Origin of the sequence: Streptomyces sp. NPDC018610, assembly GCF_044391765.1 — a bacterium.
Lineage (GTDB): Bacteria > Actinomycetota > Actinomycetes > Streptomycetales > Streptomycetaceae > Streptomyces.
The window spans coordinates 163,241-175,697 of the sequence record NZ_JBISAL010000005.1 but is presented as its reverse complement, the minus strand read 5'-3'; the positions used below and the strand labels follow the sequence as shown (position 1 = coordinate 175,697).

The 12,457-nt window shown below is 74.1% G+C and carries 8 protein-coding genes; 4 read left to right on the top strand and 4 right to left on the bottom strand.

What is annotated here, in order from left to right; all coding sequences use genetic code 11:
* Positions 1 to 123: 123 nt before the first annotated feature.
* From ACH5A8_RS14955 to ACH5A8_RS14940, 4 genes are all read left to right on the top strand, one after another.
* Complete coding sequence (locus ACH5A8_RS14955; RefSeq protein WP_399001832.1) at positions 124 to 1,014, top strand: universal stress protein; 891 nt, start codon at positions 124 to 126, stop codon at positions 1,012 to 1,014.
* 4 nt (positions 1,015 to 1,018) lie between these two features.
* Positions 1,019 to 3,388 carry a glycoside hydrolase family 65 protein gene (locus tag ACH5A8_RS14950; protein ID WP_399001830.1) on the top strand — a complete coding sequence of 790 codons (2,370 nt, stop codon included), beginning with the start codon at positions 1,019 to 1,021 and terminating at the stop codon, positions 3,386 to 3,388.
* A gap of 69 nt (positions 3,389 to 3,457) precedes the next feature.
* Entirely contained in the window at positions 3,458 to 3,919 is a 462-nt protein-coding gene (locus ACH5A8_RS14945; protein WP_399002396.1) for a MarR family winged helix-turn-helix transcriptional regulator, read from the top strand.
* A 91-nt stretch (positions 3,920 to 4,010) separates the two neighbouring features.
* Positions 4,011 to 5,732: an MFS transporter gene (locus tag ACH5A8_RS14940; protein WP_399001828.1), complete on the top strand. Its 1,722-nt coding sequence runs from the start codon at positions 4,011 to 4,013 to the stop codon at positions 5,730 to 5,732.
* 204 nt (positions 5,733 to 5,936) lie between these two features.
* Here ACH5A8_RS14940 and sbnA read toward each other — a convergent pair whose 3' ends face one another.
* Genes sbnA through ACH5A8_RS14920 form a run of 4 tightly spaced genes read right to left on the bottom strand, consistent with a single transcriptional unit; the run spans position 5,937 to position 12,453 of the window.
* The gene (sbnA, locus tag ACH5A8_RS14935; RefSeq protein WP_399001826.1) at positions 5,937 to 6,962 is read right to left on the bottom strand and encodes a 2,3-diaminopropionate biosynthesis protein SbnA; all 1,026 of its coding nucleotides are present in this window, start codon (positions 6,960 to 6,962) and stop codon (positions 5,937 to 5,939) included.
* Between the two features lie 52 nt (positions 6,963 to 7,014).
* The gene (gene sbnB, locus ACH5A8_RS14930; RefSeq protein ID WP_399001824.1) at positions 7,015 to 8,094 is read right to left on the bottom strand and encodes a 2,3-diaminopropionate biosynthesis protein SbnB; all 1,080 of its coding nucleotides are present in this window, start codon (positions 8,092 to 8,094) and stop codon (positions 7,015 to 7,017) included.
* Positions 8,091 to 9,095 (bottom strand): TauD/TfdA family dioxygenase, encoded by a 1,005-nt coding sequence (locus ACH5A8_RS14925; protein WP_399001822.1) that lies wholly within the window; start codon positions 9,093 to 9,095, stop codon positions 8,091 to 8,093. Before ACH5A8_RS14925 ends, sbnB begins: the two co-directional genes overlap by 4 nt.
* Before the next feature lie 37 nt (positions 9,096 to 9,132).
* The gene (locus ACH5A8_RS14920; RefSeq protein ID WP_399001820.1) at positions 9,133 to 12,453 is read right to left on the bottom strand and encodes an amino acid adenylation domain-containing protein; all 3,321 of its coding nucleotides are present in this window, start codon (positions 12,451 to 12,453) and stop codon (positions 9,133 to 9,135) included.
* Positions 12,454 to 12,457: the final 4 nt, after the last annotated feature.

Here is a 12,457-nt window from a genome sequence, read left to right as displayed (position 1 = left end):
ACCGGCCCCGCGCCCGGCGGCCCCGGCCCGCGGAGCCCTCGCCCGCCGGCGGCGGGAGACGGCCCGGATCCCGCCGCACCGGACGGCGGCCGGACGGAGGACGGGCGGAAGGCGGTGCGAAGGATGGAGCTGCTGCCCCTGGTCGTGGGCGTCGACGGTTCCGAGCCGAGCCTGACGGCGGTCGACTGGGCGGTGGACGAGGCCGCCCGGCACGGTCTGCCGCTGCGCCTGGTGCACGCCTTCCTGTGGGAACGGTACGAAGGCGCCGTCCCCACGGACGACGCCGAGGACGCCTCGGAGCGGACGATCGCCGAACACCTCGTGGACCGCGCGGCGCGGCGTGCCCGGCTGCGCGACCCGGAGGTGGAGGTGAGCTGCGACATCCTCCCCGAGGACGCGGTCCATGCCCTGCTGCGCGCCGGAAACAACGCCTTCGCCCTGGTCACGGGCGTACGGGGACGGGGCGCGTCGACGGCTCCGCTGCTGGGCTCCACGTGCCTGGCGGTCGCGGCCCGGGCCCACTGCCCGGTGCTCGTGGTCCGCGGCGACCGGGCGGGTCGGGCCGGTGCGCACGAGCGCATCCTGCTCGGCGCCGGCACCCTCGACAGCGCCGGCGAGGCGGTGGGTTTCGCGTGCCGCGAGGCCGAGGCGCGCGGCTGCGTCCTCGACGTCGTACGGGCCTGGCGCCGCCCCGTGGACGTCGTACGGCTCACACGCCGTCCCGCGCACCCGCCGGACGGGCCGCCGCCCGAGGGGCCCGAGGAGCGGGCCGCCGCCCTGCTGGAGGAACTGCTGCGTGAGACGGCGGCGGCCCGCCCGGCCGTCCGGGTGCGCGGCCGGGCGGTCGAGGGGCCGGCGCACCAGGTGCTCGTGGACCGCTCGGCCGCCGCCGACCTGGTCGTCGTCGGCGCGCGGCGCAGGGTGGGACACCTGGGCCTCCAACTCGGCCGCACGGGGCACACGTTGCTGCACCGGGCCCACTGCCCGGTGGCCGTCGTGCCGCAGCAGGTGTGACACCGTGACGGCCGGGACCTGGACGTACGACGGCTACGACCCCGCGGCGGAACGTCTCAGGGAGTCGCTGTGCACCCTCGGCAACGGCCGCTTCGCCACCCGCGGCGCCCTGCCGGAGTGCGCCGCGGACGACGTGCACTACCCGGGGACGTATCTGGCCGGATGCTACGACCGGCTCGTCTCCCAGGTCGCCGGCCGCGCCGTCGAGAACGAGGACATGGTCAACCTCCCCAACTGGCTTCCGCTGCGCTTCCGGCTCGCCGGCGGCGCCTGGCTCACCCCGGACACGGCGCGGGTGCTGGAGCACCGGCAGACGCTCCACCTCGACACGGGCCTGCTGGAGCGCCGTACCCGGTACGCGCTGGGCGGAGAACGAAGCCTGACGGTTCGTCAGCTGCGGATCGTGCACATGGCCGACCCGTGCCTGGCCGCCCTGCGCACGGAGTTCACGGCCGAGGGCGGCGCGGCCGAACTGGAGGTCGAGGCGGCGATCGACGGGGGCGTCACCAACTCCGGCGTGGCCCGGTACCGGGACCTGGACGGCCGGCACCTCACCGCGGTCCGCACCGGCGCCGCCGCGCCCGACACGGTGTGGCTGGGCTGCCGGACCCGCACCTCCGGCATCGAGATCGGCATGGCCGCCCGTCTCGCCTGCGATGCCGAGGTCACCGTCCGGCACGAGCCGACGCGCGCGGTCCAGGAGACGCGGCTGCGCGTGGAGGCGGGCCGCACCCGTGCCGTCGACAAGACCGCCGCCCTGCACACCTCCCACGACCGGGCCATCAGCGACCCGTTGCGCGCCGCGACCGACCGGGCCGCCGCCGCGCCCGCCTTCGGCGAACTGCTGGCCGGCCACCGGACGGCCTGGGAGCAGCTGTGGCGCCGGGCCGGCATCGACGTGCCCGGGGAGCCGGGACGCATCCTGCGCCTGCACCTCTTCCACGTGCTGCAGACCCTCTCCCCGCACACCGCCGACCTGGACGTCGGGGTGCCCGCCCGCGGGCTGCACGGCGAGGCGTACCGCGGGCACGTCTTCTGGGACGAACTGTTCGTCCTGCCGTATCTGAACCTACGTCTGCCGGAGGTCTCGCGCGGTCTGCTCGACTACCGTCACCGGCGTCTCGAACAGGCCTGCTCGGCAGCGCGCGCGGCCGGCCGGCGCGGCGCGATGTATCCGTGGCAGAGCGGCAGCGACGGCCGGGAGGAGACTCAGCGGGTGCACCTCAACCCCCGTTCCGGACGCTGGCTGCCCGACCACTCACACCTCCAGCGCCACGTCGGCTCGGCCGTCGCGTACAACGTGTGGCAGTACTGCGAGGCGAGCGGGGACACCGAGTTCCTGCACACCAAGGGCGCCGAGATGCTGGTGCGGATCGCCCGCTTCTGGGCTGACTCGGCCACCTGGGACGACCGTCTCGGACGCCACCGCGTCCTGGGGGTGATGGGGCCCGACGAGTACCACGACGCCTACCCGGACGCCGAACGCCCCGGCCTCGACGACAACACCTACACCAACGTCACCGCGGCCTGGGTGCTCGTCCGCGCCCTGCAGGCGCTGCGCGTCCTGCCCGAGCCGCGCCGCCGCGACCTCCTCGAACGCGCCGGCGTCGAGGCCGCCGAACTGGAGCGGTGGGAGGAGGTCTCGCGTACGCTGCGCGTCCCCTTCCACGACGGCGTCATCAGCCAGTTCGCGGGCTACGAGGATCTCGCCGAGCTCGACTGGGCCGGCTACCGCGGCCGTTACGACGACATCCGCCGGCTGGACCGGATCCTGGAGGCGGAGGGCGACACCGTCAACCGGTACAAGGCGTCCAAGCAGGCCGACGTGCTGATGCTCGGCTACCTCTTCCCGCCCGCCGAACTCCAGGCCCTCTTGCGCAGACTGGGCCACCACCTGGACGAGGAGCTGTGGACGCGCACCGTCGACTACTACCTGGACCGCACCAGCCACGGCTCCACCCTCAGCGGCCTGGTGCACGGCTGGGTGCTGGCCCGCGCCCGCCGCGCCGAGGCGTGGACGTTCGTCCAGGAGGCGCTGCGCGGCGACATCGCCGACGTGCAGGGCGGCACCACGGGCGAGGGCATCCACCTCGGGGCCATGGCCGGCACCCTCGACCTCGTCCAGCGTGGACTGACCGGACTGGAGGCGCGGGACGGCGCGCTGTGGCTCGACCCGGCCCCGCTGCCGGAACTGTCCTCATGCGGCTTCGCCATCCGCTACCGGGGCCACTGGGGGGTCCGGCTGCGGCTGGAACACGGCCGGATGGAGATCGCCGTGCCCCGCTCCCACCACGCGCCGGTCGACGTCCGCCTGGCCGGCCGGGCGGTCTGCGTCGAGCCGGGGGAGACCTGCCGCCTGATCCTGCCCGGGTGAGGGCCGCGACCAGCGAATCTTGATTCACGCTACATCTAAGTGCATCATGCACTTGTGCATAAGCGCGTTATGGACCGGGAGGGCGCCCCGGGCGCCTGCGCCGGGGCGTCGACGCCGGAAGAGCTGATGACCGCCGTCGAGCAACTCGTCCGCCACGTGCGCCACAGCGCCACCGCCGGCGGCCTGAGCACGGCGGCCTCCTCCGCGCTGGCCCGCCTCGGCCGTGAGGGCCCGCAGCGGCTCACCGAGCTGGCCCGCGCCGAAGGGGTCTCCCAACCGGGCATGACCCAGCTCGTGACCCGGCTGGAACGGGCGGGCCTGGTACGGCGCACCGCGGACCACAGCGACGGCCGGGGCGTGCTCGTGCGGGTCACCGACACCGGTCTGGAGGTCTTCCACCGGCGGCGGGCCGAACGCGCCGAGGCGCTCGGCCGGCTCGTCGACGAGCTGACCGAACCCGAACGGCTCGCGGTGCGCACCGCGCTGCCGGCCCTGGCCCGTGCCGTCCAGGACCGCCGCTCGCGCTCCTGACCGGCGGAGCCCGGCACCCCCGACGGCGCTCCGCGCCGGCCACCCTCCGACCGCTCACCGTCCCCATCGACTCTGCGGAAGAGAAACGCACATGAGCGCACCCCATGGAAAGGCCGCCAGCCCCTTCAAGCAGCCGAAGGCCGTCTGGGCCGTCGCCTTCGCCTGTGTGATCTCGTTCATGGGCATCGGCCTGGTCGACCCGATCCTGCCCGCCCTGGCCGAGAGCCTGCACGCCACACCGAGCCAGGTCTCGCTGCTGTTCAGCAGCTACCTGATCGTCACCGCCGTGGCGATGCTGTTCGTCGGCTGGTTCTCCAGCCGGTTCGGCGCCAAGCGCACCCTCGTCATAGGCCTGGCCGTCATCGTCGTCTTCGCCGCCCTGGCCGGCGCCTCCGGCTCCATCAACGGCATCGTCGGCTTCCGGGCCGGCTGGGGACTGGGCAACGCCCTGTTCATCGCCACCTCCCTGGCCGTGATCGTCGCCTCCGCCAGCGGCGGCTTCGGCGGCGCGATCATCCTGTACGAGACCGCGCTCGGCCTCGGCATCGCCGTCGGCCCGCTGCTCGGCGGCGAGCTGGGCGCGATCAGCTGGCGCGGGCCGTTCTTCGGCGTCGCCGTCCTCATGGCCGTCGCGCTGGTCGCCACCCTCCTCTTCGTGCCCTCGCTGCCCAGGCCCGCACGGGTCACCTCGCCCCTCGCCCCGCTCAGGGCGCTGCGCCACCGCGGCCTGCTCACCATGGGCATCATGGCCCTGCTGTACAACTGGGGCTTCTTCACCATGCTCGGCTACGCGCCGTACCCCATGGAGCTCAGCGCCCACCAGCTCGGTCTGGTCTTCACCGGCTGGGGCCTGCTGGTCGCCGCCTTCAGCGTCTTCTTCGCCCCCCGGCTCCAGGCCCGCTACGGCACCGCCCCGGTCCTCTACGCCAACCTCCTGGGCCTCGGCATCGTCATGGCGGTCATAGCCGCCGGTGTCGAGACGCCCACGACCGTGATCGTCGCGGTCGTCGTCAGCGGCGCGTTCATCGGCATCAACAACACCCTGACCACCCAGGCCGTCATGCTCGTCTCCCCGGTCGAGCGCCCGGTGGCCTCCTCCGCCTACGGCTTCCTGCGCTTCATCGGCGGCGGCCTGGCCCCCTACGTCGCCGGCAAGCTCGCCGACGCCACCGACCTCAGCGTCCCCTTCTACGTCGGCGCCGCCACCTTCCTGCTCGCCGTCCCCGTGCTGGCGAGCGGACACCGGCTGCTGCGGCAGGCGGAGCAGCACACCGCCGAGGCCGAGCCCGTGGAGCCGTCGCTCACCGCCGTGGGCGCCGCGGCCACGGCCGGCGTGTCGCCCGTCATCGTCGCCGTCGGCGGCCACGAGCGGGCCGCCGCCATCGTCGACGCGGCCGCCCGCATCGCCCGCGACACCGGCGGCCCGCTGGAGGTCGTCCACGTCCGGCAGACCGCCGTCGTCGAGGAACAGGCCGCCGACACCGAGACCCACGACCAGGCCAGGGCCGCCGTCACCGCCCACCTCGACCGCCTCGCCGCCGCCGGGACGGCCGCCACCGGCCAGATCCTCACCAGCGTCGGCGACCATGCCGCCGCCGGCCGGGTCCTGGCCCGGCACGCGGCCGACGTGGGCGCCCGCACCATAGCGGTCGGCCGCTCGCCGCGCGGCCCCCTCACCCAGTTCGCCGACGGCAGCCTCACGACCGCCCTCACCCATGCGGCCGCCTGCACCGTCGTCCTCGTGGACCCCGACGGCGACCCCCGGCCGCTGACCGCCGCCACCCTCCCCGCCCTGCGCGGCGGCGCCGGCTGACCGGCGCCCGCCCGCACAGCGGCGAACGCCGACGGGTCCACGCGTACACCGCGTGGACCCGTCGGCGTTTCCTGCCGGACTGCCGGACTGCCGGACTGCCGGACTGCCGGACTGCCGGACTGCCGGACTGCCGGACTGCCGGACCGCCGCCCGGGCGGCCGCACCGACGGCTTCCCGCGCCCGGCCCGGTCCGGACGAGCGGCCCTAGGGTTTCTGATGCCGGTCCGGGGCCCCGGCGACGCGCTCGGCGCCGCGGGGACCCTTGGAGGCCTTCAGCGAGTTCAGCACCTGATCGCCGTACAGGTCCTCCAGCCACGTCGACTGGTAGATCGTGTCCAGGTAGCGTTCGCCGAGGTCCGGGGCGATGGCCACCGCCGTCAGGTCGCGTTCGTCGTGCTGGGCCAGCCATTCCATCGCGCCGCTGACCACCGTCCCGGTGGAGCCGCCGAACAGGAAGCCGCTCCGGGCCAGCCGGTGGCAGGCGCGGATGGTGTCCGCCTCCTCCACCCGGATGACCTCGTCGACGTAGGACTCGTCGAGCAGCGGCGGGCGCATGCTCATGCCCAGCCCGGGGATCATCCGGCGGCCCGGCTCGCCGCCGAAGGCCACCGAACCGACGGTGTCCACCGCCACGATCCGCACCGGCCGGTGCCACTCGCGGAAGTAGCGCGCGCACCCCATCAGCGTCCCCGTGGTGCCCGCTCCCACGAAGAGCACGTCAAGACGCGGGAACTGCGCGGCGATCTCGGGCGCCGTCCTTCGGTAGTGCGCCCCCCAGTTGCCCGGGTTGGTGTACTGGCTCAGCCACACGTACCGGTCGTCGGAGGCGCACAGCGCGCGCACGTAGTCGATCCGGGCGCCGAGGAAGCCGCCGTTGGCGTCCAGGTCGGCGATGACCTGGACCTCACTGCCGAGCGCTTCCATGAGCAGTCTGGTGGAGAGGTTGCAGCGGGAGTCCGTGACGCACAGGAACCGGTAGCCCTTGCTGGCCGCGATCATGCTGAGCGCGACGCCGAGGTTGCCGGAGGAGGACTCGACCAGGATCGAGTCCTCCGTCAGCAGTCCGTCCCGTTCCGCGGCTTCCACCATCTCGATCGCGGCCTTCAGTTTGATGGAGCCCGCGAAGTTGAAGCCCTCGCACTTCAGGAAGAGCGAGCGCCCGAAGATCGGCCGGAGGTCGACGTAGAGCTGGCCTTCGTTGAAGGCGTGGGGGGAGGAGATGACGGGCACGCTGGCCTCCTGATGCTCGGGCCGAGTAGCGGACGATCAGCCGGGAGGAGCGTCAGCCGTACCGCCGCAGCTCGTGGAAGAAGTCGTCGATGACACGCAGGTCACCGCTCCGGGCCACCTCGTCGTGGACGTAACCGCCGACGGCGAGGTCGAGGACCCCGAGGCCGAAGGGGGAGAAGACCACGGTCCGGTCGGCCGGTGGCGCCACCCGTCCCGACAGGACGTCGTCCAGGGTGCCGTCCAGGAAGTCCCGGCCGCCGGTGAGCTGTTCGGTGAGGTGCGGTGAGGTGTTCGCCTTCAGGCAGTGCTCGACGTCGTCGACGAAGTTGGCCGAGGCGAGCAGGATCTCGGGAGCGAGGTCGCGCAGTGACACGTGCAGGACCACCGGGTGGTGGCCGAACCAGTCCGGATCGGTGACGTGCGGCTCGCCCGCGACGGTCGCGAAGACCACCAGGTCACTGGAGCGGACCAGCTCCTCGGGGCTGTCGTGGACGGTGACGCGCGCGCCCTGCCCGGTGGTGCCGGCCTGCCGCAGGTAGCCGCTGAAGCCCGCCGCGCTGTCGGCGGACACGTCGTACACCCCGACCCGGTCGAACTCCCAGCCGGTGGCCGCCAGATACGTGTGGATGTAGCGGGCGATCAGTCCGGTGCCGAAGAACCCGACCCGCGTGGGGCGGGGCCGGCCGCGGGTGAGCCGGTCGGCGGCCAGCGCCGCGGACGCCGCCGTCCTGGTGGCGCTGATGATGGAACTCTCCAGGCAGGCGAACGGGTAGCCGGTGTCGCGGTCGTTGAGGATCAGGACCGCCGAGGCCCGCGGCAGACCGGCGGCGACGTTGTCCGGGAAGCTGGAGATCCACTTCAGGCCGTCCACGCCCACCGGGCCGCCGACCGACGCCGGCAGGGCGATGATCCGGGACGTGGGGCGGTCCGGGAACCGCAGGAAGTACGACGGCGGGTTCACCGTCTCGCCCGCGGCGTGCAGCCGGTAGGTCGCCTCGACCAGCTCCACGATCTCCTTCTCGCGGCCCCGCAGCGCCTCCTGGACCCGCGCACCGGGAATGACCGCGAAGGAGGGCGCCCGGGGCGGCCGGCCGGCGCGGGCGGCGCCGACGGGGGACGTCACAGAGGTCATCGCCGGCTCCCCTCGGGGCTGGGGCGGCCCTCGGCCGGATGCCAGGGCCCGGCCATGGAGACCAGCACCTCGCGCTCACCGGTGAAGGCCTCCCGGCTGTGCGCGGTGCGGATGTTGTCGACGAGCATGAGGTCTCCGTCCTGCCAGGGGGCGCGCCGGGTGTGGTCCTCGTAGACGGCGTTGAGCGTGCGGACGACGTCCGCGTCGATCGGAGTGCCGTCCCCGTGACGGGTGTTGAACGGCAGCCCGTCCTCGCCGTACTCGTCCACCAGGTACTCGCGCACCTCCGGCGCCAGCGTCCACTCGTTGAGGAACGCCACCTGGTTGAACCAGCAGCGGCGGCCGGTGACCGGGTGCCGCACCACGGCGCTCCGGCGCTGCCGGGTGCGCAGCGCCCCGTCCGGCTGCCACTCGAAGTCGATGGCGTGGGCGCGGCAGTAGTTCTCCACCGTCTCGCGGTCCTCGCTGCCGAACGACTCGGCCAGCGACGCCCCGATCTCGTCGTTGTAGCTGCGGGTGAGCAGCCAGCCCTCGCGCTCGAACCGCTCGGTCAGCTCCGCGGGCAGTGCGCGCAGCACCTCCTCGGCGTCGGAGACCGCGGTCGCCCCGCCCTGGTCGGGAGCGGTGAGGCAGGCGAAGAGCATCAGGGTCGGCACCCGCTGGGCGTAACTCAGCTCGTGGTGCATGCACATCGGCTGGTTGTCCGGCCAGGCGGTGGAGGAGTAGAGCCCCCCGCCGTACGACGTGCGCGGCGCGAACGCCTCCCGCTCCGCCATGAGTTCACCGGCCAGCGCGGTGAAGACGGCCCGCACCTGGTCCGGCTCGCGCAGCCGGAGGCCGCGCACCAGCAGCGCGCCGTGCTCGGTGACCTGTGCCCGCAACGCCTCGCGGTACTCGGCCGCCCAGCCGGTCACGTCGAGCGGGGGCTCCACGTTCAGGATCGGCGGCCGGTCCGGTCGCAGCTCCACCTCCAGCAGCGACGCCGGGGACGAGAACGACATCTGGGTTTCCTTTCGTTCGCAGGGTGGCCGCACGGCCCTAGGAGGACGCCAGCAGCTCGGCGGCGCCCAGCACGGCCCGTGCCGCCTCGGCCGGTCGGGTGCGGGGGAAGTAGTGGCCGCCTTCGGCGAGTTCGCACAGGTCCACCCGTTCGGCCAGCAGCCGCCACTGACGGTGACGGTCGCGGAAGCCGGCGGTGTGCGGGTCGTCGGCGGCGACGACCACGGTGACGGGCGCGGCCAGCCGTACCGCCGGCGGACTCTCCAGCGCGTCGGCGAAGTACCGGTGCGCCGCGAGGCAGTCGTGCCGGTAGGCGGCGCCGATGTGCTCGGCGTGCGGCGCGTTCAGCTCGCCCAGCTCGCTGTATCCGCTGTCCGCGCCGAGCCGCGCGGCGATCTCCGCGTCGCCCGTCCGCTCCAACTCAGCTGCGGCGGCGCGCCGTTCGTCGGCGGTGCCGAGCAGTTGCGCACCGACGAACACCCGGACCACCTCCACGTCGGCCTCGCCGAGGCGCCGGGCCGCCGCCAGGGCCAGGGCGGCGCCGGAGGAGTGGCCCCACAGCATGACCCTGCGCAGTCCGCGCCCGGTGATCTCGGCGGTGACGTCCTCGACCACCCGCTCCAGCGGAGCGAACGGCTCCTGGGCCGCCGCCAGGTCATGGCCGGGCAGGTCGACGGCGTACACCGCCACCCCGTTGCCCGCCAGGGCGCTCGCCATCGGCTGGAAGTTGACCGCGTTGCCGCCCGCGTACGGGAAGCACACCAGCGCGCACTCCCGCGTGTCGGCGGATCCCGACAGCGGCTGCAGCAGCTCCGTGCGCCGGCCCGCGGTGCCGTCCAGCAGCGCGGCCAGGTCGGCCAGCACCGGATGGCGGGTGATGTCCTTGAGGGACACCGCGCGGTTCAGCGCGATGGTGAGCTTCACCGCCGTCAGCGAGGTGCCGCCCCGGTCGAAGAAGTGGTCCCGGCGGCCGATCCGGTGCCGGGGCAGGCCCAGCAGCTCGGCCCAGGCGTCCGCCAGAGTGCGCTCGGTCGCGGTGCGCGGGGCGTCCTCGCGCTCCGCGCCGGCGGCCTCCGCGTCCTCGGACGCCTCGGCCGCGTCCGCGCGCGCCGTCCGCTCGGCCACCGCGGTCAGGGCCTTGCGGTCGATCTTGCCGTTGGCGGTCAGCGACAGGGCCTCCTGCCAGTGGAACGCCGTCGGGACCATGTAGGCCGGCAGCCCGGCGCCCAGTGCCCGCCGCAGTTCCTCGGCCGTGAGCCGGCGACCGGTGTAGAAGGCGACCAGGTGCGGCCCGCCGCCCGCCAGTTCCGCCACGACGACCGCGCCGTCCCGCACCCCGCCGACGCGCAGCAGCGTGTTCTCGATCTCCCCGATCTCGATCCTGAACCCCCGGATCTTGACCTGGCTGTCGCGGCGGCCGAGGAACTCCAGCTTGCCGTCCGGGTGCCAGCGCCCCCAGTCGCCGCCCAGGTACAGCCGCTCGCCCGGCCGGTACGGGTCCTGCCGGTAGGCCTCACGGGTGCGCTCGGGATCGTTGACGTACCCGCGTCCCACGCACACCCCGGAGAACGCGATCAGTCCGGGCGCGCCCAGAGGCACCAGCGACAGCTGCTCGTCCACGACGAGGACCCGGACGTTGTTGACCGGGCGGCCCAGCAGCACCCGCTCCGGGACCGCGTCCATGACCTCGTGATTGGTGTCGTCCGACGTCTCGGTGAGCCCGTAGGCGTTCACCAGGCGGATGCCGGGCTCCAGGGCGAACCACCGCTGCACCAGCTCCCGTTTGAGCGCCTCGCCGGTCACCGACACACAGGACAGGTCGGGCAGTTCGCGCGGGTGCCGCTCCAGATATGAGGCCACCACCTCCAGATAGGAGGGGACGAGCTGCGCCACGCCGACCCGGCCGCGCACCAGGGTGTCGACGAACCGCTCCACGTCCACGATGGCGTCCTGCTCCACCAGCAGCGTGCGCCCGCCCGTCAGCAGGGGGGCCAGCAACTGCCACAGCGAGATGTCGAAGCACTGCGGAGCCGTCTGCGCCACCACCGTGCGCGGCCCGATCCCCAGGTCGTCGATCTTGGCGAACAGATGGTTGAGCATGCCCGCGTGCTCGCACATCGCCCCCTTCGGCTCACCCGTGGAGCCGGAGGTGAAGTAGATGTACGCCAGCTGCTCCGGTGTCACCTCCACCCCGAGGTCGCCGTCGTCGTGCTCCTCCGAGTACGCCGCCCGCACCGCCAGCTTGCGCACGCCCGCCGGCAGCGCGGCGAGGGCCTGGTCGAGGGAGGCGGTGCTGCCGGACTCGGTCAGCACCAGCCGGCACCCGGACCGGGACAGCGTCGCCTCGATCCGGCCCGCCGGGAAGTGCGGCTCGATCGGCAGGTAGACGCCGCCGGCCTTGAACACCGCCAACACGGCGGCCAGCCAGTCGAGGTTGCGCTCGGTGACCACCGCCACCACGTCCTCCCGGCCCAGCCCACGGGCCAGCAGCGCCCGCGCCAGCCGGTTCGCCCGCGCGTTCAGCTCCGCGTACGTCCACGAGCTCGCGCCGTGCGCCGCGGCCACCGCGTCCGGGTGCTCCAGCGCCCGCCGCTCGAACAGCTCGTGCGCCCGCGCGTCGGGCAACTCACGTGCCGGACCGGCGAGTCGGTCGAGCTGCTCGCGCACCTCGTCGGGGGACAGCAGGCTCTGCCGGGTGTGCTCGGCGTCCGCGTCGGCCGCCATCAGCCGCAGGGCGGTCAGGTGGTAGCCGCCGATCCGGGCCGCCGCCCGGGCGTCCAGCGCGTCCGTGCGGTAGCGCAGCCGCAGCGCCGTCCGCCCGTCCGGGTCGCTCCAGCCCACGCTCAGCACCACGTCCTCGGGAAGGGCGCCGCGGGTGGGCCCGTCGTCCTCGCCGTCCTCCGGAGCGTCGGGTGCCTCCGGGTCGAACACCACCTCGTACGCCGGCCCCGTCAGCCCCAGTTCCCGGCGCAGCCCGCAGACGGGGAAGTCCCGGTGCGTCAGCAGGTCCGCCTCGACCCGCCGGGCGCTGCGCACCAGCCCGCGCCACGTCGACGGCGCGAGGGTGAGCCGGCAGGGGAGCGGGCCGGCGGCGCCGGTGGCGTGCCCGGTCACCACGTCCTGCTCGCCCGAGAGCGCGGCCAGCACCTTGGCGTGGGCGGCCAGCAGCACCGCGCTCACCGGGACGCCCAGCTCGGCCGCCAGGGCGCGTACCGCCCGGGCCGTCTCGTGCGGCACGGGCCGGCCGTGCTCGGCCACGCCCGGCACGGGCCGCCGCGTCCACCGCGGAACGGCGGTGAACCCGCCGGCGGTGAGCACCTCGGTCCAGAAGTCCCTGTCCGCTGCCACGAGCGCTCCCATCGAA